The 26230-nt window shown below is 67.8% G+C and carries 38 protein-coding genes; 35 read left to right on the top strand and 3 right to left on the bottom strand.

Annotated features, from left to right (window positions below; translation table 11 throughout):
- The first annotated feature begins 38 nt into the window (after positions 1-38).
- The 31 genes from rpsJ (at position 39) to truA (ending at position 17279) form a co-directional block, all read left to right on the top strand.
- Entirely contained in the window at positions 39-347 is a 309-nt protein-coding gene (gene rpsJ / locus ACZ32T_RS08325) for a 30S ribosomal protein S10 (protein WP_003948644.1), read from the top strand.
- Between the two features lie 14 nt (positions 348-361).
- Positions 362-1006, top strand: coding sequence for a 50S ribosomal protein L3 (rplC, locus tag ACZ32T_RS08320; RefSeq protein ID WP_014154591.1), 645 nt, complete (start codon positions 362-364; stop codon positions 1004-1006).
- Positions 1007-1010: 4 nt separating this feature from the next.
- A complete protein-coding gene (gene rplD / locus ACZ32T_RS08315) occupies positions 1011-1661 on the top strand; it encodes a 50S ribosomal protein L4 (protein ID WP_033297600.1) in 651 nt (216 codons plus the stop codon).
- A complete protein-coding gene (gene rplW / locus ACZ32T_RS08310; RefSeq protein ID WP_014154589.1) occupies positions 1661-1984 on the top strand; it encodes a 50S ribosomal protein L23 in 324 nt (107 codons plus the stop codon). Before rplD ends, rplW begins: the two co-directional genes overlap by 1 nt.
- A gap of 39 nt (positions 1985-2023) precedes the next feature.
- Positions 2024-2860, top strand: coding sequence for a 50S ribosomal protein L2 (gene rplB / locus ACZ32T_RS08305; RefSeq protein WP_099173848.1), 837 nt, complete (start codon positions 2024-2026; stop codon positions 2858-2860).
- 12 nt (positions 2861-2872) lie between these two features.
- Positions 2873-3154 carry a 30S ribosomal protein S19 gene (gene rpsS / locus ACZ32T_RS08300; protein ID WP_015610726.1) on the top strand — a complete coding sequence of 94 codons (282 nt, stop codon included), beginning with the start codon at positions 2873-2875 and terminating at the stop codon, positions 3152-3154.
- Between the two features lie 42 nt (positions 3155-3196).
- Positions 3197-3544: a 50S ribosomal protein L22 gene (rplV, locus tag ACZ32T_RS08295; protein ID WP_073733141.1), complete on the top strand. Its 348-nt coding sequence runs from the start codon at positions 3197-3199 to the stop codon at positions 3542-3544.
- Positions 3544-4380 (top strand): 30S ribosomal protein S3, encoded by an 837-nt coding sequence (gene rpsC / locus ACZ32T_RS08290; protein ID WP_014047784.1) that lies wholly within the window; start codon positions 3544-3546, stop codon positions 4378-4380. Before rplV ends, rpsC begins: the two co-directional genes overlap by 1 nt.
- A 5-nt stretch (positions 4381-4385) precedes the next feature.
- The gene (gene rplP / locus ACZ32T_RS08285; RefSeq protein ID WP_014154587.1) at positions 4386-4805 is read left to right on the top strand and encodes a 50S ribosomal protein L16; all 420 of its coding nucleotides are present in this window, start codon (positions 4386-4388) and stop codon (positions 4803-4805) included.
- Positions 4805-5029, top strand: coding sequence for a 50S ribosomal protein L29 (rpmC, locus tag ACZ32T_RS08280; RefSeq protein WP_014047786.1), 225 nt, complete (start codon positions 4805-4807; stop codon positions 5027-5029). The genes rplP and rpmC overlap by 1 nt, the downstream gene beginning before the upstream one ends.
- A complete protein-coding gene (gene rpsQ / locus ACZ32T_RS08275) occupies positions 5029-5313 on the top strand; it encodes a 30S ribosomal protein S17 (protein WP_356714188.1) in 285 nt (94 codons plus the stop codon). Before rpmC ends, rpsQ begins: the two co-directional genes overlap by 1 nt.
- Positions 5314-5413: 100 nt before the next feature.
- The gene (gene rplN, locus ACZ32T_RS08270; protein ID WP_003974257.1) at positions 5414-5782 is read left to right on the top strand and encodes a 50S ribosomal protein L14; all 369 of its coding nucleotides are present in this window, start codon (positions 5414-5416) and stop codon (positions 5780-5782) included.
- 2 nt (positions 5783-5784) lie between these two features.
- On the top strand, positions 5785-6108 hold the full coding sequence (rplX, locus tag ACZ32T_RS08265; RefSeq protein ID WP_014047788.1) for a 50S ribosomal protein L24: 324 nt from the start codon (positions 5785-5787) through the stop codon (positions 6106-6108).
- A complete protein-coding gene (gene rplE / locus ACZ32T_RS08260; RefSeq protein WP_014047789.1) occupies positions 6108-6665 on the top strand; it encodes a 50S ribosomal protein L5 in 558 nt (185 codons plus the stop codon). The genes rplX and rplE overlap by 1 nt, the downstream gene beginning before the upstream one ends.
- A gap of 2 nt (positions 6666-6667) precedes the next feature.
- Positions 6668-6853, top strand: a complete 186-nt coding sequence (locus ACZ32T_RS08255) for a type Z 30S ribosomal protein S14 (protein ID WP_003948630.1) — start codon at positions 6668-6670, stop codon at positions 6851-6853.
- Positions 6854-7074: 221 nt separating this feature from the next.
- Positions 7075-7473 carry a 30S ribosomal protein S8 gene (gene rpsH, locus ACZ32T_RS08250; protein WP_356714189.1) on the top strand — a complete coding sequence of 133 codons (399 nt, stop codon included), beginning with the start codon at positions 7075-7077 and terminating at the stop codon, positions 7471-7473.
- A gap of 21 nt (positions 7474-7494) precedes the next feature.
- The gene (rplF, locus tag ACZ32T_RS08245; protein WP_404107226.1) at positions 7495-8034 is read left to right on the top strand and encodes a 50S ribosomal protein L6; all 540 of its coding nucleotides are present in this window, start codon (positions 7495-7497) and stop codon (positions 8032-8034) included.
- Positions 8035-8036: 2 nt separating this feature from the next.
- Positions 8037-8420 (top strand): 50S ribosomal protein L18, encoded by a 384-nt coding sequence (gene rplR / locus ACZ32T_RS08240; protein WP_033297607.1) that lies wholly within the window; start codon positions 8037-8039, stop codon positions 8418-8420.
- A gap of 47 nt (positions 8421-8467) precedes the next feature.
- On the top strand, positions 8468-9067 hold the full coding sequence (gene rpsE / locus ACZ32T_RS08235) for a 30S ribosomal protein S5 (RefSeq protein ID WP_356714190.1): 600 nt from the start codon (positions 8468-8470) through the stop codon (positions 9065-9067).
- Complete coding sequence (gene rpmD / locus ACZ32T_RS08230) at positions 9067-9249, top strand: 50S ribosomal protein L30 (protein ID WP_003966943.1); 183 nt, start codon at positions 9067-9069, stop codon at positions 9247-9249. Before rpsE ends, rpmD begins: the two co-directional genes overlap by 1 nt.
- Before the next feature lies 1 nt (position 9250).
- Positions 9251-9706, top strand: a complete 456-nt coding sequence (rplO, locus tag ACZ32T_RS08225) for a 50S ribosomal protein L15 (protein WP_014047794.1) — start codon at positions 9251-9253, stop codon at positions 9704-9706.
- A gap of 224 nt (positions 9707-9930) precedes the next feature.
- Positions 9931-11250 carry a preprotein translocase subunit SecY gene (gene secY, locus ACZ32T_RS08220; protein WP_356714191.1) on the top strand — a complete coding sequence of 440 codons (1320 nt, stop codon included), beginning with the start codon at positions 9931-9933 and terminating at the stop codon, positions 11248-11250.
- Positions 11250-11909 carry an adenylate kinase gene (locus tag ACZ32T_RS08215; RefSeq protein ID WP_467266675.1) on the top strand — a complete coding sequence of 220 codons (660 nt, stop codon included), beginning with the start codon at positions 11250-11252 and terminating at the stop codon, positions 11907-11909. Before secY ends, ACZ32T_RS08215 begins: the two co-directional genes overlap by 1 nt.
- A gap of 124 nt (positions 11910-12033) precedes the next feature.
- On the top strand, positions 12034-12870 hold the full coding sequence (gene map / locus ACZ32T_RS08210) for a type I methionyl aminopeptidase (RefSeq protein ID WP_104788307.1): 837 nt from the start codon (positions 12034-12036) through the stop codon (positions 12868-12870).
- Positions 12871-13059: 189 nt separating this feature from the next.
- Complete coding sequence (gene infA / locus ACZ32T_RS08205) at positions 13060-13281, top strand: translation initiation factor IF-1 (protein WP_003956442.1); 222 nt, start codon at positions 13060-13062, stop codon at positions 13279-13281.
- Positions 13282-13341: 60 nt separating this feature from the next.
- Entirely contained in the window at positions 13342-13455 is a 114-nt protein-coding gene (gene rpmJ / locus ACZ32T_RS08200; protein ID WP_003956441.1) for a 50S ribosomal protein L36, read from the top strand.
- Positions 13456-13652: 197 nt separating this feature from the next.
- On the top strand, positions 13653-14033 hold the full coding sequence (gene rpsM / locus ACZ32T_RS08195) for a 30S ribosomal protein S13 (protein ID WP_014154579.1): 381 nt from the start codon (positions 13653-13655) through the stop codon (positions 14031-14033).
- Between the two features lie 105 nt (positions 14034-14138).
- Entirely contained in the window at positions 14139-14543 is a 405-nt protein-coding gene (gene rpsK, locus ACZ32T_RS08190; RefSeq protein ID WP_003956432.1) for a 30S ribosomal protein S11, read from the top strand.
- 136 nt (positions 14544-14679) lie between these two features.
- Complete coding sequence (locus ACZ32T_RS08185) at positions 14680-15702, top strand: DNA-directed RNA polymerase subunit alpha (protein ID WP_003966937.1); 1023 nt, start codon at positions 14680-14682, stop codon at positions 15700-15702.
- 140 nt (positions 15703-15842) lie between these two features.
- Entirely contained in the window at positions 15843-16346 is a 504-nt protein-coding gene (rplQ, locus tag ACZ32T_RS08180; RefSeq protein WP_031096406.1) for a 50S ribosomal protein L17, read from the top strand.
- Positions 16347-16424: 78 nt separating this feature from the next.
- The gene (gene truA, locus ACZ32T_RS08175; protein ID WP_467365937.1) at positions 16425-17279 is read left to right on the top strand and encodes a tRNA pseudouridine(38-40) synthase TruA; all 855 of its coding nucleotides are present in this window, start codon (positions 16425-16427) and stop codon (positions 17277-17279) included.
- Here truA and ACZ32T_RS08170 read toward each other — a convergent pair.
- Both ACZ32T_RS08170 and ACZ32T_RS08165 read right to left on the bottom strand, forming a co-directional pair.
- Positions 17248-19134 (bottom strand): hypothetical protein, encoded by a 1887-nt coding sequence (locus ACZ32T_RS08170; RefSeq protein WP_467365934.1) that lies wholly within the window; start codon positions 19132-19134, stop codon positions 17248-17250. The two genes, truA and ACZ32T_RS08170, sit on opposite strands and share 32 nt — an antisense overlap.
- A gap of 70 nt (positions 19135-19204) precedes the next feature.
- Entirely contained in the window at positions 19205-20056 is an 852-nt protein-coding gene (locus ACZ32T_RS08165) for a hypothetical protein (protein WP_467365932.1), read from the bottom strand.
- Between the two features lie 67 nt (positions 20057-20123).
- On the opposite strand from ACZ32T_RS08165, the gene ACZ32T_RS08160 reads away from it, so the two are divergent.
- The 4 genes from ACZ32T_RS08160 to glmM all read left to right on the top strand — a co-directional run bounded on the left by ACZ32T_RS08160 (position 20124) and on the right by glmM (position 24568).
- Entirely contained in the window at positions 20124-21743 is a 1620-nt protein-coding gene (locus ACZ32T_RS08160) for an ABC-F family ATP-binding cassette domain-containing protein (protein ID WP_356714198.1), read from the top strand.
- 226 nt (positions 21744-21969) lie between these two features.
- On the top strand, positions 21970-22413 hold the full coding sequence (rplM, locus tag ACZ32T_RS08155) for a 50S ribosomal protein L13 (RefSeq protein WP_401513061.1): 444 nt from the start codon (positions 21970-21972) through the stop codon (positions 22411-22413).
- Between the two features lie 46 nt (positions 22414-22459).
- On the top strand, positions 22460-22987 hold the full coding sequence (rpsI, locus tag ACZ32T_RS08150) for a 30S ribosomal protein S9 (RefSeq protein WP_356714199.1): 528 nt from the start codon (positions 22460-22462) through the stop codon (positions 22985-22987).
- Positions 22988-23209: 222 nt separating this feature from the next.
- Complete coding sequence (glmM, locus tag ACZ32T_RS08145) at positions 23210-24568, top strand: phosphoglucosamine mutase (RefSeq protein WP_467266664.1); 1359 nt, start codon at positions 23210-23212, stop codon at positions 24566-24568.
- 7 nt (positions 24569-24575) lie between these two features.
- Here glmM and ACZ32T_RS08140 read toward each other — a convergent pair whose 3' ends face one another.
- Entirely contained in the window at positions 24576-26141 is a 1566-nt protein-coding gene (locus ACZ32T_RS08140) for a PH domain-containing protein (protein ID WP_467365930.1), read from the bottom strand.
- Positions 26142-26230: the final 89 nt, after the last annotated feature.

Genomic DNA, 26230 nt, shown 5'->3' with positions numbered 1-26230 from the left:
TTCCAGAGCGTTATTGAGAGACAGGACTACTAGTAGCCATGGCGGGACAGAAGATCCGCATCCGGCTCAAGGCCTACGACCACGAGGTCATCGACTCCTCGGCGAAGAAGATCGTCGAGACGGTGACGCGCACTGGTGCGTCGGTCGCGGGCCCGGTGCCGCTGCCCACTGAGAAGAACGTGTACTGCGTCATCAAGTCGCCGCACAAGTACAAGGACTCTCGCGAGCACTTCGAGATGCGCACGCACAAGCGCCTCATCGACATTCTCGACCCCACGCCGAAGACGGTTGACTCGCTGATGCGCCTCGACCTGCCGGCAGGCGTCGACATCGAGATCAAGCTCTGAGGGGACGGGCCGAGATGAGCAAGAACATCAAGGGCGTCCTGGGCGAGAAGCTCGGCATGACCCAGGTCTGGGACGAGAACAACCGGGTTGTCCCGGTGACCGTCGTCAAGGCCGGTCCGTGCGTCGTGACGCAGGTTCGCACGAATGACAGCGACGGCTACGAGTCGGTCCAGATCGCCTTCGGCGAGATCGACCCGCGCAAGGTGAACAAGCCCCTCAAGGGCCACTTCGCCAAGGCCGACGTGACCCCGCGCCGCCACCTGGTGGAGCTCCGCACCCCTGACGCCAGCGAGTACACGCTGGGCCAGGAGGTCACTGCCGAGGTGTTCGAGTCCGGCGTCAAGGTCGACGTCACGGGCAAGAGCAAGGGCAAGGGCTTCGCCGGTGTCATGAAGCGTCACAACTTCAAGGGCCTCGGCGCCGGCCACGGCGTCCAGCGCAAGCACCGTTCCCCCGGTTCGATCGGTGGCTGTGCCACCCCTGGGCGTGTCTTCAAGGGCATGCGCATGGCCGGTCGGATGGGTAACGAGCGCGTCACCACCCAGAACCTGACCATCCACGCGGTTGACGCGGAGAAGGGTCTGCTCCTCATCAAGGGCGCGGTCCCCGGTCCGAACGGCGGCCTCGTCCTGGTCCGTACCGCGGCCAAGGGGGCTTGAGGTAATGAGCACCATTGACATCCTTTCGCCGGCAGGCGACAAGGCCGGTACCGTCGAGCTCCCCGCGGAGATCTTCGACGCGAAGACCAGCGTTCCGCTGATCCACCAGGTCGTCGTCGCACAGCTGGCAGCTGCCCGTCAGGGCACGCACAAGACCAAGACCCGCGGCGAAGTCCGTGGTGGTGGGCGCAAGCCGTACCGCCAGAAGGGCACCGGCCGCGCGCGCCAGGGTTCGACCCGTGCGCCGCAGTTCGCCGGTGGTGGCGTCGTCCACGGCCCGCAGCCGCGTGACTACTCGCAGCGCACCCCGAAGAAGATGAAGGCCGCCGCCCTGCGCGGTGCCCTCTCGGACCGGGCGCGTCACTCCCGCATCCACGTCGTCACCGGCGTGGTCGAGGGTGGGATCTCCACCAAGGCCGCCAAGACGCTGCTCGGCAAGATCTCGGAGCGCAGCAACCTGCTCCTGGTCGTCGACCGCGCCGACGAGGCCGCGTGGCTGTCCGCGCGCAACCTGCCCCAGGTGCACATCCTGGAGCCGGGCCAGCTGAACACGTACGACGTGATCGTCTCTGACGACGTGGTCTTCACCCAGGCCGCTTTCGAGTCCTTCGTGTCTGGCCCCCAGACCGCTGAGACCGAAGGGAGCGCCGCCTGATGAGTGAGGCGACCGTTACCAGCAAGACCTACTCGGACCCGCGCGACGTTCTCGTCAAGCCGGTTGTTTCCGAGAAGAGCTACGCGCTGCTCGACGAGAACAAGTACACGTTCATCGTCGCGCCCGGCTCCAACAAGACCCAGATCAAGCAGGCCGTGGAAGCGGTCTTCTCGGTCAAGGTCACCGGGGTCAACACGATCAACCGGCAGGGTAAGCGCAAGCGCACCAAGACCGGTTTCGGCAAGCGCGCCGACACGAAGCGCGCCATCGTGACCCTCGCCGAGGGCGACCGTATCGACATCTTCGGCGGCCCGACCTCCTGACGGAGGTCGAGTCGTCCGGAATCGGACGAGGACTGAGAAATGGGTATCCGCAAGTACAAGCCGACGACCCCGGGCCGTCGTGGCTCCAGCGTCGCCGACTTTGTCGAGATCACGCGGTCCACGCCGGAGAAGTCGCTGGTCCGCCCCCTGCACAGCAAGGGCGGCCGTAACAACGCCGGTCGTGTGACCGTTCGCCACCAGGGTGGTGGCCACAAGCGCGCCTACCGCGTGATCGACTTCCGTCGTCACGACAAGGACGGCGTGCCGGCCAAGGTCGCGCACATCGAGTACGACCCGAACCGCACCGCGCGCATCGCGCTGCTGCACTACGCGGACGGCGAGAAGCGTTACATCGTCGCCCCCCGTGGTCTGTCGCAGGGTGACCGCGTCGAGAACGGTCCGGGCGCCGACATCAAGCCGGGCAACAACCTGGCGCTGCGCAACATCCCGGTCGGTACGACCATCCACGCCATCGAGCTGCGGCCCGGCGGCGGCGCGAAGTTCGCCCGTTCCGCGGGTGCCTCCGTGCAGCTGCTGGCGAAGGAGGGCACGATGGCCCACCTTCGTATGCCGTCCGGCGAGATCCGGCTGGTCGACGCCCGCTGCCGCGCCACCATCGGTGAGGTCGGCAACGCCGAGCAGTCGAACATCAACTGGGGCAAGGCCGGCCGCATGCGCTGGAAGGGCGTTCGCCCGACCGTCCGCGGTGTCGCGATGAACCCGGTTGACCACCCGCACGGTGGTGGTGAAGGCAAGACCTCCGGTGGACGTCACCCGGTCTCGCCGTGGGGTCAGAAGGAGGGTCGTACTCGCTCGCCGAAGAAGGCATCGAGCAAGTACATCGTCCGCCGCCGCAAGACGAACAAGAAGCGCTAGGAGCGGGTTTAGATGCCGCGCAGTCTCAAGAAGGGGCCCTTCGTCGACGGCCACCTCGTCAAGAAGGTGGACGTACAGAACGAAGCAGGCACCAAGAACGTCATCAAGACCTGGTCCCGTCGCTCGATGATCATCCCGGCAATGCTGGGCCACACCATCGCGGTGCACAACGGCAAGATCCATGTCCCGGTGTTCGTCACCGAGTCGATGGTCGGCCACAAGCTCGGCGAGTTCTCGCCGACTCGCACCTTCCGCGGCCACGTCAAGGACGACCGGAAGTCGAAGCGCCGCTAGCGCGGGGTGGAAACGACTATGACTCACACCGAAGGGACAACCATGGAAGCCAGGGCCCAGGCGCGGTACATCCGCGTCACGCCCATGAAGGCCCGCCGCGTGGTGGACCTCATCCGTGGCATGGATGCCACGGAGGCTCAGGCGGTCCTGCGTTTCGCCCCGCAGGCCGCGAGCGTGCCGGTTGGCAAGGTGCTTGACAGCGCCATCGCCAACGCTGCACACAACTACGACCACCCTGACGCCTCTTCGCTGGTCATCAGCGAGGCGTTCGTGGACGAGGGCCCGACCCTGAAGCGGTTCCGTCCGCGTGCTCAGGGCCGTGCCTACCGGATCCGTAAGCGGACCAGCCACATCACCGTGGTCGTCAGCAGCAAGGAAGGAACCCGGTAATGGGCCAGAAGGTAAACCCGCACGGGTTCCGGCTCGGCATTACCACGGACTTCAAGTCCCGTTGGTACGCCGACAAGCTGTACAAGGACTACGTCAAGGAAGACGTCGCCATTCGTCGCATGATGACGAAGGGCATGGAGCGGGCCGGCATCTCGAAGGTCGAGATCGAGCGCACCCGCGACCGCGTCCGCGTTGACATCCACACCGCCCGCCCGGGCATCGTCATCGGCCGCCGCGGCGCCGAGGCCGACCGCATCCGTGGCGAGCTGGAGAAGCTGACCGGCAAGCAGGTCCAGCTGAACATCCTCGAGGTCAAGAACCCCGAGGTGGACGCTCAGCTGGTGGCCCAGGCCGTCGCCGAGCAGCTCTCCTCCCGCGTCTCCTTCCGTCGTGCCATGCGTAAGAGCATGCAGAGCACGATGAAGGCCGGCGCCAAGGGCATCAAGATCCAGTGCGGTGGCCGCCTCGGCGGCGCCGAGATGTCCCGCTCGGAGTTCTACCGCGAGGGCCGCGTGCCCCTGCACACGCTCCGTGCGAACGTCGACTACGGCTTCTTCGAGGCCAAGACGACCTTCGGCCGCATCGGTGTGAAGGTCTGGATCTACAAGGGCGACGTCAAGAACATCGCCGAGGTCCGCGCCGAGAACGCAGCGGCTCGCGCCGGCAACCGTCCGGCCCGTGGCGGCGCTGACCGCCCGGCCGGCCGTGGTGGCCGTGGTGGCGAGCGTGGCGGTCGCGGCCGCAAGCCGCAGCAGTCCGCGCCGGCAGCGGAGGCCCCCAAGGCCGACGCTCCCGCCGCCGCTGCTCCGGCTGAGAGCACCGGAACGGAGGCCTGACCGAAATGCTGATCCCCCGTAGGGTCAAGCACCGCAAGCAGCACCACCCGAAGCGCAGCGGTATGTCCAAGGGTGGCACGCAGGTTGCGTTCGGCGAGTACGGCATCCAGGCGCTGTCCCCGGCGTACGTGACGAACCGCCAGATCGAGGCAGCTCGTATCGCGATGACCCGCCACATCAAGCGTGGCGGCAAGGTCTGGATCAACATCTACCCGGACCGCCCCCTGACGAAGAAGCCTGCCGAGACCCGCATGGGTTCCGGTAAGGGTTCTCCCGAGTGGTGGATCGCGAACGTCAAGCCCGGTCGGGTGATGTTCGAGCTGTCCTACCCGAACGAGAAGATTGCTCGTGAGGCGCTCACCCGCGCTGCTCACAAGCTTCCGATGAAGTGCCGGATCGTTCGGCGCGAGGCAGGTGAGTCGTGATGTCGGCCGGTACCAAGGCGTCCGAGCTGCGCGAGCTGGGCAACGAGGAGCTCCTCAACAAGCTCCGCGAGGCCAAGGAAGAGCTGTTCAACCTCCGCTTCCAGGCGGCGACGGGCCAGCTCGAGAACCACGGTCGGCTCAAGTCCGTCCGTAAGGACATCGCCCGGATCTACACCCTGATGCGCGAGCGCGAGCTGGGCATCGAGACGGTGGAGAGCGTCTGATGAGCGAGAAGACTGTGACTGAGACCAACACTGACCGCGGTTTCCGCAAGACCCGTGAGGGCCTGGTCGTCAGCGACAAGATGGACAAGACCGTCGTCGTCGCTGTCGAGGACCGCGTCAAGCACGCGCTGTACGGCAAGGTCATCCGCCGTACGAACAAGCTCAAGGCCCACGACGAGCAGAACTCCGCCGGCGTCGGCGACCGCGTTGTCATCATGGAGACGCGTCCGCTGTCCGCCACGAAGCGCTGGCGCATCGTCGAGATCCTCGAGAAGGCCAAGTAATTCCTGAGGGGCATCCCCCTCAGGCAAGTTCCGCCAGGCTCGGCGGGGGCACCTTCACCGGCGCCCCCGCCGGGAACCGGCAGACGATCAGGAGATAGACGTGATCCAGCAGGAGTCGCGACTGCGCGTCGCCGACAACACGGGTGCGAAGGAAATTCTCACCATCCGTGTTCTCGGTGGCTCGGGTCGCCGCTACGCGGGCATCGGTGACGTCATCGTCGCCACCGTCAAGGACGCGATCCCCGGTGGCAACGTGAAGAAGGGTGACGTCGTCAAGGCGGTCATCGTTCGCACCGTCAAGGAGCGTCGTCGTCCGGATGGCTCGTACATCCGCTTCGACGAGAACGCCGCTGTCATTCTCAAGAACGACGGCGACCCCCGCGGCACCCGTATCTTCGGCCCGGTGGGCCGTGAGCTGCGCGAGAAGAAGTTCATGAAGATCATCTCGCTCGCGCCGGAGGTGCTGTAAGCATGAAGATCAAGAAGGGCGACCTGGTTCAGGTCATCACCGGTAAGGACAAGGGCAAGCAGGGCAAGGTCATCGTTGCCTTCCCCGCTCAGGACCGTGTCCTCGTCGAGGGTGTCAACCGGGTCAAGAAGCACACCAAGGCCGGTCAGACGGCTCGCGGTTCGCAGACGGGTGGCATTGTCACCACCGAGGCCCCGATTCACGTCAGCAACGTACAGCTGGTTGTGGAGAAGGACGGCAACAAGGTCGTCACCCGCGTCGGCTACCGCTTTGACGACGAGGGCAAGAAGATCCGCGTTGCCAAGCGGACCGGTGAGGACATCTGATGACGACCACCACTGCGCCGCGTCTCAAGACGCGCTACCGCGAGGAAATCGCCGGCAAGCTGCGTGAGGAGTTCTCGTACGAGAACGTCATGCAGGTTCCCGGTCTGGTCAAGATCGTGGTCAACATGGGTGTGGGCGACGCCGCCCGCGACTCCAAGCTGATCGACGGTGCCGTCAGGGACCTCACCACGATCACCGGCCAGAAGCCCGCCGTCACGAAGGCCCGCAAGTCGATCGCGCAGTTCAAGCTGCGCGAGGGGCAGCCGATCGGCTGCCACGTCACCCTCCGTGGTGACCGCATGTGGGAGTTCCTGGACCGTACGCTGTCGCTCGCGCTTCCGCGTATCCGTGACTTCCGTGGTCTGTCGCCGAAGCAGTTCGACGGCCGTGGCAACTACACCTTCGGTCTCACGGAGCAGGTCATGTTCCACGAGATCGACCAGGACAAGATCGACCGGGTCCGGGGCATGGACATCACCGTGGTCACCACGGCGACCAACGACGACGAGGGTCGTGCCCTGCTTCGTCACCTCGGCTTCCCGTTCAAGGAGAACTGACCGTGGCGAAGAAGGCTCTGATCGCTAAGGCCGCCCGTAAGCCGAAGTTCGGCGTGCGCGGTTACACCCGCTGCCAGCGCTGCGGCCGGCCCCACTCCGTCTACCGCAAGTTCGGCCTGTGCCGCGTGTGCCTTCGTGAGATGGCTCACCGTGGCGAGCTGCCGGGCGTGACCAAGAGCTCCTGGTAATCCTCCTTCGCCCTCGGGCGTCGTAGGACCAGAAAGCTCTCGGTAAGTATCCGGTCGGCAGGAGCCCCGCTCTTCATGCCGTAGGCTTGAAGGGTTGGGCGCCTGCCGCCCTGACCGACTTACTACGCCGTAGGTCCCCGCACCGCACCCGTCCCGCCACTGAGTGGGGAGAGGGATGGCGCATACAGGAAACCCCGGCGAGAGAGGCCGAAGGCCAACTCATGACCATGACTGATCCCATCGCAGACATGCTCACGCGTCTGCGTAACGCGAACTCGGCGTATCACGACGATGTTTCGATGCCGCACAGCAAGATCAAGTCGCACATCGCGGAGATCCTCCAGCAGGAGGGCTTCATCACCGGCTGGAAGGTCGAGGACGCCGAGGTCGGTAAGAGCCTCGTTCTCGAGCTGAAGTTCGGGCCGAACCGCGAGCGTTCGATTGCCGGCATCAAGCGCATCTCGAAGCCGGGTCTGCGTGTGTACGCAAAGTCCACCAACCTGCCGAAGGTCCTCGGCGGCCTGGGCGTGGCGATCATCTCCACGTCCCACGGTCTCCTGACCGGCCAGCAGGCAGGCAAGAAGGGCGTAGGTGGGGAAGTCCTCGCCTACGTCTGGTAGTCGGGAAAGGAAGGAAAGCTCATGTCGCGAATCGGCAAGCTCCCCATCCAGGTTCCCGCCGGTGTGGACGTCACCATCGATGGCCGCACGGTCGCGGTGAAGGGCCCCAAGGGTTCCCTCTCGCACACCGTCGCCGCGCCGATCGAGGTCACCAAGGGTGAGGACGGCGTGCTCAGCGTCGTCCGCCCGAACGACGAGCGTCAGAACAAGGCCCTTCACGGCCTGTCCCGCACGCTGGTGGCGAACATGATCACCGGTGTGACCCAGGGATACACCAAGGCGCTCGAGATCAGCGGTGTCGGTTACCGCGTCCAGGCGAAGGGCTCCAACCTGGAGTTCGCCCTGGGCTACAGCCACCCGATCCTCATCGAGGCTCCGGAAGGCATCACCTTCAAGGTCGAGTCGCCCACGAAGCTCAGCGTCGAGGGCATCGACAAGCAGAAGGTCGGCGAGGTAGCCGCCAACATCCGCAAGCTGCGGAAGCCCGACCCGTACAAGGCCAAGGGCGTCAAGTACGCCGGCGAGGTCATCCGGCGCAAGGTCGGAAAGGCTGGTAAGTAGCCATGGCATACGGTGTGAAGATCGCCAAGGGCGACGCGTACAAGCGTGCCGCTCTCAAGCGGCGCCATATCCGCGTCCGCAAGCACATCTCCGGTTCGCCGGAGCGTCCGCGCTTGGTCGTGACGCGTTCCAACCGTCACATCGTCGCCCAGGTCATCGACGACATCGCGGGCCACACGCTCGCGTCGGCGTCGACCCTGGACACGTCGATCCGTGGTGCGGAGGGTGACAAGAGCGCCCAGGCCAAGCAGGTCGGCGCGCTTGTCGCCGAGCGTGCCAAGGCCGCAGGCGTCGAGGCCGTCGTGTTTGACCGCGGTGGTAACCAGTACGCCGGGCGGATTGCCGCTCTGGCTGACGCCGCCCGTGAAGCCGGGCTGAAGTTCTAAGCCCCGGTTCCAACGCACAGCGGACGTAACAGAGAGAGGTAAATCCAATGGCTGGACCCCAGCGCCGCGGAAGCGGTGCCGGTGGCGGCGAGCGGCGGGACCGGAAGGGCCGTGACGGTGCTGCGGCCGAGAAGACCGCGTACGTCGAGCGTGTCGTCGCGATCAACCGCGTCGCCAAGGTAGTGAAGGGTGGTCGTCGCTTCAGCTTCACCGCGCTGGTCGTGGTGGGCGATGGTGACGGCACCGTCGGTGTCGGATACGGCAAGGCCAAGGAAGTTCCCGCGGCCATCGCCAAGGGCGTCGAAGAGGCCAAGAAGAGCTTCTTCAAGGTCCCGCGTATCCAGGGCACCATCCCGCACCCGATCCAGGGCGAGAAGGCTGCGGGCGTCGTCCTGCTGAGGCCTGCTTCCCCCGGTACCGGTGTTATCGCCGGTGGCCCGGTGCGCGCCGTCCTGGAGTGCGCCGGCGTTCACGACATCCTGTCGAAGTCGCTCGGTTCTTCGAACCCGATCAACATCGTGCACGCGACCGTGGCGGCCCTCCAGGGCCTGCAGCGTCCCGAGGAGATCGCGGCCCGCCGCGGTCTGCCCCTCGAGGACGTCGCCCCCGCGGCTCTGCTCCGTGCGCGTGCGGGAGCGGGTGCGTAATGGCTCGCCTCAAGATCACGCAGACGAAGTCGTACATCGGCAGCAAGCAGAACCACCGCGACACCCTGCGTTCGCTCGGGCTCAAGCGCCTGAACGACTCGGTTGTCAAGGAGGACCGCCCCGAGTTCCGCGGAATGGTTCACACCGTCCGCCACCTCGTGACGGTTGAGGAGGTTGACTGACATGGCGGAGAACAGCCCGCTGAAGGCCCACAACCTCCGGCCTGCCCCGGGCGCCAAGACCGCCAAGACCCGTGTGGGTCGTGGTGAGGCGTCCAAGGGTAAGACCGCAGGCCGTGGTACCAAGGGTACGAAGGCTCGTTACCAGGTTCCGGAGCGCTTCGAGGGTGGCCAGATGCCCCTCCACATGCGTCTCCCGAAGCTCAAGGGCTTCAAGAACCCGTTCCGCACGGAGTACCAGGTCGTGAACCTGGACAAGCTCGCGACGCTCTACCCCGAGGGTGGAGAGGTCACGGTGGCCGACCTGGTCGCCAAGGGCGCCGTGCGTAACAACCACCTCGTCAAGGTCCTCGGACAGGGCGAGATCTCCGTGGCGCTGCAGGTTTCGGTTGACGCCGTCTCCGGCTCCGCCAAGGAGAAGATCGCCGCCGCAGGCGGCACCGTCACCGAACTCGTCTGAGACAACTCGGACAGGGCTGTGGCCTGAACACCCGACCGGGGATGCCTCTCATTTGGGGCATCCCCGGTTGGTCGTTCCTAGGGGGGCATGTACGCCGGTAAGGTGGCGTGCACTGTTGCTGTGGTAAGTCCTGGGCAAGAGCCCGGGGTCCTTTGGCTGTTACGTAATCGTCGATCCTCAAGACCGTCACCTCACGCTTTTGCGCGGGGGTCGCAGGAGGCACCGTGCTCACCGCGTTCGCCCGGGCGTTCAAGACGCCCGACCTGCGCAAGAAGCTGCTCTTCACGCTCGGCATCATCGTGCTCTACCGTCTCGGTGCGCACATTCCCGTACCGGGGGTGAGCTACGAGAACGTCCAGACCTGTGTTGACCAGGCCAGTCAGGGCAACAACAGCCTGTTCGGTCTGGTGAACATGTTCAGCGGTGGTGCACTGCTGCAGATCACGATCTTCGCGCTCGGCATCATGCCGTACATCACGGCCAGCATCATTCTCCAGCTGCTGACCGTGGTCATCCCCCGACTCGAAGCCCTCAAGAAGGAGGGGCAGTCGGGCACGGCCAAGATCACGCAGTACACGCGTTATCTGACCGTCGCGCTGGCCATCCTCCAGGGCACCGGCCTGGTGGCCACCGCTCGCAGCGGCGCGCTCTTCAGCGGCTGCTCCGTCGCCGACCAGGTCGTCCCGAACCAGTCGATCTTCACGACCGTCGTCATGGTGATCACCATGACCGCCGGTACCGCCGCCGTCATGTGGCTCGGTGAGCTCATCACCGACCGCGGCATCGGCAACGGCATGTCGATCCTGATGTTCATCTCGATCGCCGCGAGCTTCCCCGGCGCTCTCTGGGCCATCAAGGAGAGCGGCAAGCTGGCCGACGGCTGGATCGAGTTCATCACCGTCATCCTCATCGGCTTCGTGATGGTCGGCCTCGTCGTCTTCGTCGAACAGGCCCAGCGCCGGGTCCCGGTGCAGTACGCGAAGCGGATGATCGGGCGCCGGTCCTACGGTGGTACGTCCACTTACATCCCGCTGAAGGTGAACCAGGCGGGTGTGATTCCCGTCATCTTCGCTTCTTCGCTGCTCTACATTCCTGCTCTAATCGTTCAGTTCTCCAACTCCACCGCGGGCTGGGCGACCTGGATTCAGGATCACTTCGTCAAGGGCGACCACCCGTACTACATCGCGACGTACTTCCTTCTGATCGTGTTCTTCGCATTCTTCTATGTGGCGATCTCGTTCAACCCCGAGGAAGTCGCGGACAACATGAAGAAGTATGGTGGCTTCATCCCGGGTATCCGGGCAGGTCGACCTACTGCCGAGTATCTGAGCTACGTGCTCAACCGGATCACTTGGCCGGGCTCGCTGTACCTGGGTCTGATCGCTCTGGTGCCGACGATGGCGTTGGCAGGCTTCGGTGGCGCTAACCAGAACTTCCCGTTCGGCGGGACGAGCATCCTGATCATCGTGGGTGTGGGTCTGGAGACCGTGAAGCAGATCGAGAGTCAGCTCCAGCAGCGCAATTACGAAGGGTTCCTCCGCTGATGCGAATCGTCCTCGTCGGGCCGCCCGGTGCCGGCAAGGGAACGCAGGCTGCGTTCCTTGCCAAGAATCTGTCGATTCCGCACATCTCCACGGGCGACCTCTTCCGCGCCAACATCAGCCAGGGCACCGACCTTGGCAAGCAGGCCCGCGCCTTCATGGACGCGGGACAGCTGGTGCCGGACGAAGTCACCATCGCGATGGCCAAGGACCGCATGTCCCAGTCGGACGCCGAGAACGGCTTCCTCCTGGACGGCTTCCCCCGCAATGTGGGGCAGGCCGCGGCACTCGACGAGATGCTGCACAGCGAGGGCGTCGAGCTCGACGCGGTCCTTGACCTCGAGGTCCCCGAGGACGAGGTGGTCAAGCGCATCGCCGGCCGCCGTATCTGCCGTAACGACAGCGCGCACGTCTTCCACGTGACGTACAACCCGCCGAAGACCGAGGGCGTCTGCGACGCCTGTGGCGGCGAGCTGTACCAGCGGGACGACGACACCGAGGAGACGGTCCGTACGCGTCTCGAGGTCTACCACACGCAGACCGAGCCGATCATCGACTACTACCGGTCACAGGGCCTGGTCGTGACGATCTCCGCGCTCGGCAAGGTCACCGAGGTGACCGAGCGGGCCATGGAGGCCCTCAAGAAGTCCGACGAGGGCTGACCCGCCCCCGTAGCACCACACAGCCGGCCGCGGCGCCCTCGGGCGTCGCGGCCGACTGTTTTGGCGCCGTATCGTGGAGTACGGCTTCCACCCTTTCCCTTCGTACGCAGAGAGGCGCCGCGCAATGGTGCAGATCAAGACCCCCGAGCAGATCGCGAAGATGCGCGAGGCGGGCCTCGTGGTCGCTGCCATTCACGCCGCCACCCGTGAGGCGGCCGTCCCCGGCGCCACGACGAAGGACCTGGACGAGGTCGCCCGCAAGGTGATCGCCGACCACGGCGCGAAGTCGAACTTCCTGGGGTACGGCGGATTCCCCGCGACGATCTGCACCTCGGTCAACGAGGTCGTCGTCCACGGCATCCCGGACGAGAAGACCGTCCTGAAGGACGGCGACATCATCTCGATCGACGCCGGCGCGATCATCGACGGCTGGCACGGTGACGCCGCGTACACGGCCTTCGTGGGCACCGGTCACGCTCCGGAGCTCGTCGAGCTGTCCCGGGTGACCGAGGAGTCCATGTGGGCCGGGATCGCCGCGATGAAGGTGAACAACCGGCTCGTCGACATCTCGAAGGCCATCGAGTCCTACATCCGCCGCCAGCCCCGCCCGGCGACCGGCAAGTACGGGATCATCGAGGACTACGGCGGCCACGGCATCGGCACCGAGATGCACATGGACCCGCACCTGCTGAACTACGTCTCGCGCAAGCGCGGCAAGGGCATCAAGCTCGTCCCGGGCGTCTGCCTGGCCATCGAGCCGATGGTCTCGCTGGGTACCGCGCAGACGAAGGTCCTCGCCGACGAGTGGACGGTCCTGACGACCGACGGCACCTGGTCCTCGCACTGGGAGCACTCGATCGCCCTCACGGAGCAGGGGCCGCTGGTCCTGACCTCCCCGGACTGCGGCCGGGCCAAGCTCGCCCAGTACGGGGTCGAGGCGGCGCCGGACCCGCTGGCCTGATGGTCCGGCCTGACGCTCACCAGGACTGTCCGGCTGATCCGTGTCTAAGGATCAGAGGAAGTGGGCAAACTTGACGGATTCGTCTTTTGGAGTCCGCTGACGTAGACTGACTCGTCGGCTCTCGTGCATCCGTGTGTCTTCATGCGGCGGGCGTGAGTCGATCAAGGTAGCCGATTCGAAAGGCGAAGCGTGGCCAAGAAGCAAGGTGCCATCGAAATTGAGGGCACCGTGATCGAGTCCCTCCCGAACGCCATGTTCAAGGTGGAACTTCAGAACGGTCACAAAGTCCTCGCGCACATCAGCGGCAAGATGCGGATGCACTACATCCGTATCCTCCCGGATGACCGGGTCGTCGTGGAGCTGTCTCCGTACGACCTGACGCGTGGCCGGATCGTCTACCGGTACAAGTAGATCTTGCCGCCATCCCGCTTCGGCGTGGTGAGGGCACTGACCCGGAGAACCTGACATCCCATGAAGGTCAAGCCGAGCGTCAAGAAGATCTGCGACAAGTGCAAGGTGATCCGCCGTCACGGCCGGGTCATGGTCATCTGCGACAACCTGCGCCACAAGCAGCGCCAGGGCTGACGCACGACCACCTGCATCTCGCAGCTCTTCGCGCGACGCACGTAAACGTACATACGCAGAGCCCGTCCAAGCTTCGGCTGACGACACCTCCGGCGGGGGCCGGGGACCCGGGCGTACCACCTCTTCCCACGCGGACGAGGTCGGCGTTCGGGAGTGGACCTGCGGAAGACCCCCGAAATAACAACTGGAGCCATTGAATGGCACGCGTTTCAGGTGTTGACATCCCGCGCGAAAAGCGCGTGGAGGTTGCCCTCACCTACGTCTTCGGCATCGGGCGCACCCGGTCCAAGGAGATCCTCGCCGCCGCCGGCGTGAACCCGAACACCCGCGTTCGTGACCTGGCCGAAGAGGACCTGGTCAAGATCCGCGAGTACGTCGACGCCAACCTTCGCACCGAGGGTGACCTTCGCCGCGAGATCCAGGGCGACATCCGCCGCAAGATCGAGATCGGCTGCTACCAGGGCATCCGGCACCGTCGCGGTCTGCCGGTCCACGGTCAGCGCACCAGCACGAACGCGCGTACCCGCAAGGGCCCGCGTCGCGCCATCGCCGGTAAGAAGAAGCCGGGCAAGAAGTAGTCCTCAGCGGACGCACCGCGGGGGTCCGGGTCACCGGGCGTTCGCGGAAACCAGCGGTCTTCGCTGTAGGACCGATCACCTCCCCTCTCCATCTGGAGTCAAGACATGCCCCCCAAGGGTCGTCAGGGCGCAGCCAAGAAGGTGCGTCGCAAGGAAAAGAAGAACGTCGCTCACGGGCACGCCCACATCAAGAGCACGTTCAACAACACCATCGTCTCGATCACGGACCCCTCGGGCAACGTGATCTCCTGGGCCTCCGCCGGCCACGTCGGCTTCAAGGGCTCGCGCAAGTCCACCCCCTTCGCCGCGCAGATGGCCGCCGAGTCGGCCGCCCGCCGCGCGCAGGAGCACGGCATGCGCAAGGTCGACGTCTTCGTCAAGGGTCCCGGCTCCGGCCGTGAGACCGCGATCCGCTCCCTCCAGGCCACGGGCCTCGAGGTCGGTTCGATCCAGGACGTCACCCCGACGCCGCACAACGGCTGCCGTCCGCCGAAGCGTCGCCGCGTCTGATCCGCTACGGCCGGTGACGGCCGTGCGTCAGTAGCGTCGGATCCGGGCGGTATGTCCCTTCGGGGCATGCCGCCCGTATCCTTGTTTCATCTGTCGGGCATCAAATAGTGGGTGCCCACGACTGAAGGATCACCACATGCTTATCGCTCAGCGTCCGTCGCTGACCGAAGAGGTCGTCGACGAATTCCGCTCCCGGTTCGTGATCGAGCCGCTGGAGCCGGGCTTCGGTTACACCCTCGGCAACTCCCTGCGCCGTACCCTCCTCTCCTCGATCCCCGGTGCCGCTGTCACCAGCATCCGGATCGACGGTGTCCTGCACGAGTTCACCACCGTGCCGGGCGTCAAGGAGGACGTGACCGACCTCATCCTCAACATCAAGCAGCTGGTCGTCTCCTCGGAGCACGACGAGCCGGTCGTGATGTACCTGCGCAAGCAGGGTCCCGGCCTGGTCACCGCTGCTGACATCGCCCCGCCGGCCGGTGTCGAGGTCCACAACCCGGACCTGGTCCTGGCGACGCTCAACGGCAAGGGCAAGCTGGAGATGGAGCTGACCGTCGAGCGCGGTCGCGGCTACGTCTCCGCCGTCCAGAACAAGCAGGTGGGCCAGGAGATCGGCCGGATTCCGGTCGACTCCATCTACTCGCCGGTGCTCAAGGTCACGTACAAGGTCGAGGCGACCCGTGTCGAGCAGCGCACCGACTTCGACAAGCTGATCGTCGACGTCGAGACCAAGCAGGCCATGCGTCCCCGTGACGCCATGGCGTCGGCCGGTAAGACCCTGGTCGAGCTGTTCGGTCTGGCGCGCGAGCTCAACATCGACGCCGAGGGCATCGACATGGGTCCGTCGCCGACGGACGCCGCGCTCGCCGCCGATCTCGCCCTGCCGATCGAGGAGCTGGAGCTCACCGTTCGGTCGTACAACTGCCTCAAGCGCGAGGGCATCCACTCCGTGGGTGAGCTCGTCGCCCGCTCCGAGGCGGACCTGCTCGACATCCGCAACTTCGGCGCCAAGTCGATCGACGAGGTCAAGGCGAAGCTGGCCGGTATGGGCCTCGCGCTCAAGGACTCGCCTCCCGGCTTCGACCCGACCGCCGCGGCCGACGCCTTCGGCGCGGACGACGACGCGGACGCCGGTTTCGTGGAGACCGAGCAGTACTGAGTCGCCTCCCGGCTGGGGGTGCCCGGATTTCCGGGTGCCCCCGTGCCGCGGCGCATTGAAGAGACTTCCGCGGGGCGACCGCCTCGCGGGAACTGACACCGGTACCTGATACGGCCGGTGCAGCACACAAGGAGAAAACCATGCCTCAGCCCGCCAAGGGTGCCCGTCTGGGCGGCAGCGCTGCGCACGAGAAGCTTCTTCTCATCAACCTCGCGAAGTCGCTGTTCGAGCACGGCCGCATCACCACGACCGAGGCCAAGGCCCGCCGCCTGCGTCCGGTCGCCGAGCGTTTCATCACCAAGGCGAAGAAGGGCGACATCCACAACCGTCGCCTGGTGCTGCAGTCGATCACGGACAAGGGCATCGTGCACACGCTCTTCACCGAGATCGCCCCGCGGTACGAGAACCGCCCCGGTGGTTACACCCGCATCACCAAGATCGGCAACCGTCGTGGCGACAACGCCCCGATGGCCGTCATCGAGCTGGTCGAGGCGCTGACCGTGGCGCAGGCCGCCACCGGTGAGGCCGAGGCCGCCACGAAGCGCGCCGTCAAGGAAGACGCCCTCAAGAAGGACGAGGCTCCGGCCGAGACCGTCGAGGACGCCAAGCCGGCCGACGCCGCTGAGGAGTCCAAGGACGCCTGAGCGTCCTGAGACCCAGGTACGGGCCCGCATCACCCTTCGGGGCGGTGCGGGCCCGTTCGGTTTTGAGAGGATCTTCGGGTGAGTGACGAGGCAGAGCCCGGCTTTGTACGGGTACGGCTGGACCTTTCCTACGACGGAAAGGACTTCTCCGGCTGGGCGAAGCAGACCAGCAGGCGCACGGTGCAGGGCGAGATCGAGGACGCGCTGCGCACCGTGACGCGGTCGTCGGTGACGTACGACCTGACGGTGGCCGGGCGCACCGACGCGGGGGTGCACGCGCGCGGGCAGGTGGCGCACGTCGACCTGCCGGCCGAGGTGTGGGCCGAGCACGAGGAGAAGCTGCTGCGGCGGATGGCGGGGCGCCTGCCGCTGGACGTACGCGTCTGGCGGGCGGCCGAGGCTCCCGTCGGTTTCAACGCGCGCTTCTCCGCGCTGTGGCGGCGTTACGCGTACCGCGTGGGGGACCGGCAGGGCGGGGTGGATCCGCTGACCCGCGGCCATGTGCTCTGGCACGACCGGCCGCTGGACCTGGACGCGATGAACGAGGCGGCCGCCCTGATGGTGGGCGAGCACGACTTCGCCGCGTACTGCAAGAAGCGTGAGGGCGCGACGACCATCCGTACGCTCCAGAAGCTGCACTGGGTGCGGGACGCGGACTCCGGTGTGCTGACGGCGACCGTGCAGGCCGACGCGTTCTGCCACAACATGGTGCGGGCGCTGATCGGGGCGGCGCTGTTCGTCGGGGACGGGCGCAGGCCGGCCGGGTGGCCTGCCGAGGTGCTGGCGGCGAAGGTGCGGGACCCGGCGGTGCACGTGGTGCGGCCGCACGGGCTGACGCTGGAGGAAGTGGCTTATCCGGCCGATGAGTTGCTGGCGGCCAGGGCCCTGGAGGCCCGCAACGTCAGGACGCTTCCGGCGGCGGGCTGCTGCTGACCGGTCTGCGGCGCCGGGCGCGCAGCAGCTTGGCCGCGAAGTACAGGGCGACGGCCGTGGACGCGGTGGAGCGGAACCAGCCGATGTCGGGTGTCCACCAGGCGTAGACCGCCGCCGCGCCGAAGAAGAGCAGTCCGGCCGTGCGCAGGGCCCACCAGCGGGCGGGGTGCGGTTCGTCCGGGGCGGGGGCCTCCGGATGGACGCCGTCCTGGGCGGTCATGGTGTCCCGCATCCCCGCGAGGAAACCGCGCCGGGCCAGCACCCGGGCGCCGGGGAGCGCCGCGAGGATCTCCTGCTGCCCGCCGTATCCGGCGGGCAGCGGCGGGAGGCCGAGGGCGGCGACGAGCTCCCCCTGGTGACGGGCGGGGTCTCCGGTGGCCCGCAGGATGTGGGCCAGGGGGCGCGGGTCGGCCAGCTTGTACACACGGGCCAGAGCGGCGGCCGTCGCGCCCGCCTCGGCGTGGTCGGTGGCGGGTGCGGCGGTCTCCCAGGTGTGGGCCGTCACCTTCTTGCCCCGGTGGAGGAGGGTGAAGCTGCTGCGTTCCGGGGTGCGGTGCAGGACCAGGGCGGGCCACTCCTCGGCCGTGGTGAAGTTGTCGGCCGCCGAGGTGAGCGGGTCCTCCGGGAGGAGGGCCGCGTGTGTGCCGCGTACGGGGTCCGGGACGATCTCGACGTACGTGTGATGGCTGCCGGCCGGGGCCGTCCGCAGGCTGTGGCCGCAGATCAGGGCGGCCTGGGCCACCTCGGTGGGGCCGGTGGAGGCGATGGCGACCGACCGTGGTGCCAGCTCACGCTCCCATTCGGGGGTGCCGGTGGCCGGGGGCCCGGGGGAGGGGCGGAAGAAGGGGACCTTCATCGCCAGCTCGACGCGGGTGTCGGAGCGGGCCTCCAGGAATTCGGCCCGGGGGTCGCCGAAATAGGTCCACGGGAAGGTCGTGGCGTGCACCCCGATGGAGCGGAAGGCCGTGAGGGCCTCCTCGTAGCGGTTCATCGACCACAGGACCAGCGCCAGGTGGTTGCGGAAGCCGGCGGCCTCCCGGTCTCCCGGGGCGTAGCTGTCGGACAGCGCCTGGGCGCGGGTCACCGCGGCTTCGGCGCGGGCGGTGTGGTCGGGGCCGTTCGTCTCCTCGTCGGCGATCAGGTATTCGACGACGGCCTGGAGCGGCAGCGCGTGGAGCCGGGAGCCGGGAGGGGCCTGACCGGCCGCGCGCTCGGCGAAGGCGAACATCTCCTCGTGCGAGCCGTACCACTTGGCGCAGAGGTACTGGAGCGCCTGGACGTGGCAGCCCTCGTGGTGCGGGTCGCGCGCGTTCGCCTCGGCGAGATAGCTGTCGAAGACGTCCCTGGGCGCCTGGATGCCCCGGGCCTGGGTCAGCGCGACGCGCCAGGGCACGGGGTCGTCGGGGTTGAGCTCGGCGGCGGCCGATATCACCGGCACCGAGTCCCTCAGCACCGCGTGGAACGCCCGGAACTGGTCGGCCTCGACGTGCTTCGCCCGGGCCCCCGTCCGTATCTGCCAGGCCTGGCAGATGTACTGGTCGGCCTTGACCAGCACGGCGTCGGGGTCCTCCGGAGACTCCTCCAGCCAGCTGTCCAGCCAGCCCGGGTGGTGCAGCGAGGCCCGTGCGAGGCGGGTGACACAGGTGTCCCTGCGCTCCCACTGGGCGTGCTCGCGGGTGAGGGCGAGCAGTTCGGCGGCAGGGGCGTGGTCACCCGCCGCCGCGGCGGCCAGGACCACCCGCAGCGAGGGGTCGGGGGCGTCGAGGACCACGGCCTCGTCCGGGGGCAGACCGGCGCCTATCGCGTCGCTGTGGCGCAGGACGCGCGGGAGGGTGAAGAGGGTGGTCAGACGCACGGCTGCGGGTCCTCGGTCGAGGGGAGGGACGGGGACTGGTGCGTGGGGGGAGGAGGCACGGCACGGGCGGTCAGACGACGGGGGCCCCTGCGGCCGCCGAAGCCTGGACCTCGCCGCGGTGACGGATCTGGCGGAAGGTGAAGTCGGTCAGGTCGTCACCCACCTTGTACGCGTCCTTGGACGAGGTGGTGACGTTCTTCCCGCTGGTGTAGCCGCCGATCGTGAAGTAGGCGTAACGGCCGTAGGAGTTGGCGGTGCGCCGGCAGACGGATCCGCCGCGGCAGAAGGTGGGGACTCCTGAACCGCTGAGCGAGGCGACTCCGCCGGACGCCTGCTGGGCCGCCTTCCTGGCCTCCGTCTCGGTGCCGAAGACGGCGAGTCCGACGGTGACGGCCACGCCGCCCTTGCTGTACGTCGCGCGGATGACCTGGTCGCAGCCGTTGTTCTCCAGGATCGAGCCGAGCGCGCCCTGGGTCGTCGCGGCGCAGTTCGCCGTACGGGCGGTGGCGCCCTTGGCGTAGACGCGGTCGCCCATGGTCAGTGTCCTGCCGGGGAAGAAGGCGTTGACGTCGACCGGGGCCTTGTCCTTCTTCTCGTCGGCTATGTAGTCCTTCGGGTCCGGCGGGGGCGGCGGTGCCACCGAGGAGAAGGAGGGCTCCGGCGCGGAGGTCTCCGAGGGCAGGTCGGCGGGGGCCGGCAGCTCGCTCGCGTTCTTGTCCGACCCGGAGGCGCCGCCTCCGTCGGTGGTGATGACGGCGGTGGCCACGATCGCGGCCACCGCGGCGGTGGCCAGCGCGCCGCCGCCGATCATCAGCCACTTCTTGCGCCTGCCGCGTGCAGCGGACTGGTCGGCCAGCGCCGCCCAGTCCGGAGTCCGGCTCTCTCCCGGCCCCCAGGAGGACCCCCCTTGCCCAAAGCTCATGCGGCGAATCCTAGACCGACCGTAATCCGGTTGGGTCAACGGTTCGGATGCCGTGACAATGCTGTGCATGGGACATCTTGAAGCGGGCCATCTGGAGTACTACCTACCGGACGGACGGGTGCTGCTCGGCGACGCTTCGTTCCGGGTGGCCGACGGCGCCGTCGTCGCCCTGGTCGGCGCGAACGGGGCGGGCAAGACGACGCTGCTGAAGCTGCTCGCCGGGGAGCTCCAGCCGCACGGCGGCTCGGTATCGGTGAGCGGCGGACTGGGCGTGATGGCCCAGTTCGTGGGCTCCGTACGGGACGAGCGGACCGTCCGCGACCTGCTGGTCTCGGTGGCCCAGCCCCGGATCCGGGAGGCCGCGAAGGCGGTCGACGCGGCCGAGGAGCGCATCCTCACCGTGGACGACGAGGCCGCGCAGATGGCGTACGCGCAGGCCCTGAGCGACTGGGCGGAGGCGCGGGGGTACGAGGCCGAGACGCTGTGGGACATGTGCACCACGGCCGCGCTCGGCGTCCCGTACGAGAAGGCGCAGTGGCGCGAGGTGCGCACGCTCAGCGGGGGTGAGCAGAAGCGGCTGGTCCTGGAGGCGCTGCTCAGGGGCCCGGACGAGGTGCTGCTCCTGGACGAGCCGGACAACTATCTCGACGTACCCGGCAAGCGGTGGCTGGAGGAGAAGCTCAAGGAGACCCGTAAGACGGTCCTCTTCGTCTCCCACGACCGGGAGCTGCTCTCGCGGGCCGCCGAGAAGATCGTGAGCGTGGAGCCCAGCCCCGCCGGCTCGGACGTCTGGGTGCACGGCGGCGGGTTCGGGACGTACCACCAGGCCCGTAAGGAGCGGTTCGCTCGCTTCGAGGAGCTCCTGCGGCGCTGGGAGGAGGAGCACGCCCGGCTGAAGGCGCTCGTCCTGCGGATGCGGCAGCAGGCGGCGAACAGCCCCGACATGGCGAACCGCTACCACGCGATGCAGACGCGCTTCAAGAAGTTCGAGGAGGCGGGGCCGCCGCCGGAGCCGCCCCGTGAGCAGGACATCCGGATGCGGCTGCGCGGCGGGCGGACCGGGGTGCGGGCGGTGACGTGCGCCAACCTGGAGCTGACCGGTCTGATGAAGCCGTTCGACCTGGAGATCTACTACGGGGAGCGGGTCGCGGTCCTCGGCTCGAACGGGTCGGGGAAGTCGCACTTCCTGCGGCTGCTGGCCGGGGAGCCGGTCGCGCACACCGGTGAGTGGAAGCTCGGGGCGCGGGTCGTGCCCGGCCACTTCGCGCAGACGCACGCCCATCCTGAGCTGCTGGGCAAGACGCTCGTCGAGATCCTCTGGACGGAGCACGCCAAGGACCGCGGCGGCGCCATGTCCGTGCTGCGCCGCTACGAGCTGGAGCGCCAGGGCGACCAGGCCTTCGAGAGGCTGTCCGGCGGGCAGCAGGCGCGGTTCCAGATCCTGCTCCTGGAGCTGGCCGGCACGACCGCGCTGCTGCTGGACGAGCCGACGGACAACCTGGACCTGGAGTCGGCCGAGGCCCTCCAGGACGGTCTCGAGGTGTACGACGGGACGGTCATGGCCGTCACCCACGACCGCTGGTTCGCGAAGTCGTTCGACCGCTATCTGGTCTTCGGCTCGGACGGGGTGGTCCGGGAGTCCACGGAGCCGGTCTGGGACGAGCGCAGGGTCCAGCGGCAGCGGTAGGGCCGGAGCGTTTTGACCCGTCCCAGGTGGGGCGGGTACTGTCAGGGGTTGTTATACGTATCGGCTCTGTCGTTCTCACGCGAAGAGCCCTTACGTAGGTTCTCTGGAGCAGTTACCAGTGGCTCGCATACGGGCGTTTCCCGGCATTTGTGGGCCCCAGCTGCATGATCGCTTCAGGGGTGCCATGTGTCTGGACCTCATCCACTGAAGAAGCGAAGGCTACGAAGTGCGTACGTACAGCCCCAAGCCCGGCGATGTCACTCGCCAGTGGCACATCATCGACGCTGAGGACATCGTCCTCGGCCGTCTGGCCACCACGGCCGCGAACCTCCTCCGAGGCAAGCACAAGGCGATCTACGCCCCCCACATGGACATGGGCGACTTCGTCATCATCATCAACGCCGAGAAGGTTCACCTCTCCGGCAACAAGAAGACCCAGAAGATGGCGTACCGCCACTCGGGCTTCCCGGGCGGTCTCCGTTCGGTGCGCTACGACGAGCTTCTCTCCAAGAACCCGGAGAAGGCCATCGAGAAGGCCATCAAGGGCATGATCCCCAAGAACACCCTGGGTCGTCAGATGATCTCGAAGCTGAAGGTCTACGCGGGCGACCAGCACCCGCACGCTGCGCAGCAGCCGGTCCCGTTCGAGATCACCCAGGTCGCGCAGTAGTTCCGGCCTCCCCCCTAAGACGTAAAAGAAAGATCTGAGGAGAATCGTGGCCGAGACCACTGCAGAGACGCCCGTCGAGGGCACCGAGGGCGAAGAGACCTTCGCCGAGGTGACCACCTTCGAGTCGGAGGTCCCCGTCGAGGGTGAGTACACCTCCGAGTCGCTCGCGGGCCGCTTCGGCGACCCGCAGCCCGCGGCCGGCCTGGGCCGCCGCAAGAACGCCATCGCCCGCGTCCGGATCGTCCCGGGCACCGGCAAGTGGAAGATCAACGGTCGCACCCTTGAGGACTACTTCCCCAACAAGGTGCACCAGCAGGAAGTCAACGAGCCCTTCAAGGTGCTCGAGCTCGACGGCCGCTACGACGTCATCGCCCGCATCTCGGGTGGCGGCGTCTCCGGTCAGGCCGGCGCCCTGCGCCTCGGCGTGGCCCGCGCGCTGAACGAGGCGGACGCGGACAACAACCGCGCCACGCTGAAGAAGGCCGGCTTCCTCTCCCGCGACGACCGTGCGGTCGAGCGCAAGAAGGCCGGTCTCAAGAAGGCCCGTAAGGCCCCGCAGTACAGCAAGCGCTAAATCGCCTGCTCGTCCGCGTCACACGTTCGCCCCGGCGGCACACCTCGTGCTGCTGGGGCGTTCGTCTATCAACCCGCGCGGGCGTATAACGGCATAAGACGTTTGCACGTTCATAGGGTCAGCGGCCTCAGGCGCACCCTTCTTTGTTGTGCCTTGCCTCGCTTCGCCCTGTTTTGATTACTTTGGTTTTTTGCGGTTTCGGAGCACCTTCGGAGGACACCAGTGGGACGACTCTTCGGCACGGACGGCGTGCGCGGCGTCGCCAACGCGGACCTGACGGCCGAGCTCGCGCTCGGGCTCTCGGTCGCGGCGGCGCACGTACTGGCCGAAGCGGGCACCTTCGAGGGGCATCGGGCCACCGCGCTGGTGGGACGCGACCCCCGTGCGTCCGGAGAGTTCCTGGAGGCCGCCGTCGTGGCGGGCCTGGCCAGCGCCGGTGTGGACGTGCTGCGTGTCGGGGTGCTGCCCACCCCCGCCGTGGCCTACCTCACCGGCGCGCTGGGCGCGGACATCGGCGTCATGCTCTCGGCCAGCCACAACGCGATGCCGGACAACGGCATCAAGTTCTTCGCGCGCGGCGGGCACAAGCTCGCCGACGAGCTGGAGGACCGTATCGAGACGGTCTACGAGCAGCACCGCACCGGTGAGCCGTGGAGCCGTCCGACCGGCGCCGGCGTGGGCCGCGTCACCGACTACACCGAGGGCTTCGACCGTTACGTCGCCCACCTCATCGGCGTTCTTCCGAACCGGCTCGACGGACTGAAGGTCGTCCTCGACGAGGCACACGGCGCCGCCGCCCGCGTCTCGCCCGAGGCGTTCGCCCGGGCCGGGGCCGAGGTCGTCACCATCGGTGCCGAGCCGGACGGCCTGAACATCAACGACGGCTGCGGCTCCACCCACCTGGAGCTGCTGCGCGCCGCCGTCGTCGAGCACGGCGCGGACCTCGGCATCGCGCACGACGGCGACGCGGACCGCTGCCTGGCCGTGGACGCGACCGGCGCGGAGGTCGACGGCGACCAGATCCTGGCGGTGCTCGCCCTCGCCATGCGCGACGCCGGCCAGCTGCGCAAGGACACGGTCGTCGGTACGGTCATGTCCAACCTCGGCTTCAAGATGGCGATGGAGCGGGAGGGCATCCAGCTCGTCCAGACCGCCGTCGGCGACCGCTACGTCCTGGAGTCGATGAAGGCCGAGGGCTTCGCGCTGGGCGGCGAGCAGTCCGGGCACGTCATCGTCCTGGACCACGCTACGACGGGTGACGGCACGCTGACCGGGCTGATGCTCGCGGCCAGGGTCGCCGCCACGGGACGTACGCTCGCCGACCTCGCGGGTGTGATGCAGCGCCTCCCGCAGATCCTCATCAACGTGCCGGACGTCGACAAGTCCCGCGTGGACACCTCGCCCGAGGTCGCCGCCGCCGTGTCCCAGGCCGAGCACGCGCTGGGTGACACCGGTCGCGTACTCCTGCGCAAGTCGGGCACCGAGCCGCTCGTACGGGTCATGGTCGAGGCCGCCGACCTGGAGCAGGCGCGCGCCGTGGCGGGGCAGCTGGCCGACGTGGTGAAGTCCGCGCTCGGCTGACACGCGCTCAACTCCTGGAGAGACCCGGCCCGGTGGCCGGGTCCTTCCCGCGTCGGGCCCGCTCCAGCTCGGCGGTGACGCGGACCAGGTCGGCTGGTGCGGCCGCCAGACGGACCGGACGCCCCGCGTCGTCGACCTCGGCGATGTGCCAGCTCCGGGGGACGGTGTCACCGTCGCTGCCCCGGACGCGCCGCACGTCCCCGACGGTGAGCCGCTCCACCGGAATCCGTCTCGCCGCGAACCTGCCCCGGCCGGGGGTCACCGAGGGCGGGCCGTCCCCCAGGACGATGTGGGTGCCGAAGCCGTTCGGGTTGTAGTCGGTGTGTTCGAGGAAACGGGCGGCCAGGAACACCTCTTCCTTCTCCCCGGCGCACTCTCCTCCCGTCGCGATGCCCTTGCCCTCTCGGGGCGTACGGACGCGTGTGGTGCGCCAGGCCCAGGTGAGGAGCCCCAGCGTGACCACGGTTCCCGAGGCCGCCCAGGCGATCACCGTGGGGGAGCCGGGCAGGCCCGTGGGGTGCCGGTAGCAGAGCGGCAGCAGCCACAGGGCGGTACCGGTGAGCGCGGCGGCGAACGGCAGGGCCGACGGGAGGACCTCGTCGTCGGGCAGTCGGCGCCCGCGCCGGCGCAGCAGGAACCGGGCGCCGGGGTAGCCCGCGCCGAGGGCGCACAGGGCCGCGACGACGGCCACTTCGCCGGCGCCGGTGAAGTGCTCGCTCCACACGTGGTGTTCGCCGGTGACCTCTCTCACCTGATGCCGCCACAGGGTCACTTCGACGTTGTCGCCGGGCTGGAAGCCCCGGGCGCCCTCTCTGGACACCTCGATGTGGTCCAGCGGCCTGTCGCCGTCGAAGAACAGCTGACTGGCCTGCTTCGCCTGGCCGACCTCGACCCGCGAGATCACCGCACGGAGCGTGGTCAGGCACTCCCCGCGTTCAGCGGCCGGAGTGCCCGCGGCGCACGGCGTGGCCGACGTCCACGCCGCCTTCTCCTCCTCGACGACCGGGACGAACAGCGCGGCCAGTACCGCACCCGCGAGCAACAGCCCGCACAGGACGAGTGACACCGTCGAGCCACGCCCGGCGGTGCGGTACGAGAGGACGGGGACGTGGTCCGACTCCGGGTCTCCGTGGCGGCGGTGGAGCGCGCGGAGCGCGTCCAGCTTCGCGTCGAATTCCGGGCGGTCCTCGGAGGACGCGCTCATCGGCAGGGGCAGCCGCGGCGTGCGTCCGTCGCGCAGCAGCACGCTGACGCGGTGAAACTCCTGGTTCCGCCCGTACTGGACGTAGACGCGCAGGTCGGCGATCTCGGACCACGGCATGTTCCTGCGACGCAGCGGCGTCCAGGAGCGCAGGCCGTAGGAGTCCGCGCCCACCCGGACGCTCGCCGCGTACAGGCAGACGAGGCCCAGCAGCGCGAGCAGTGCTCCCAGGGCCGCCCATACGTCCAGGAGCCCGCCCCCGTACACCGCGCGCACCGCTGCCAGGACCGCCCCGGCCGCACCGAGCCCGACGAGGACCCACAGGGCGCGGCTCCGTGAGGGGCGGCAGATCACTTCCGGGGATTCGGTCATGTGCAAAAGCGTGCCACCGGCCGCACGGTCTCCGCTTGTGCGGTGTGCGGCAGCTTCAGAGCCCCCGAAGCTGCCGGTCCGGCACCTCC

The sequence above is a fragment of the Streptomyces sp. NPDC023573 genome (assembly GCF_055559735.1).
Note: the sequence above shows the minus strand (reverse complement) of the source record. Positions and strands in the feature narration are given on the sequence as shown.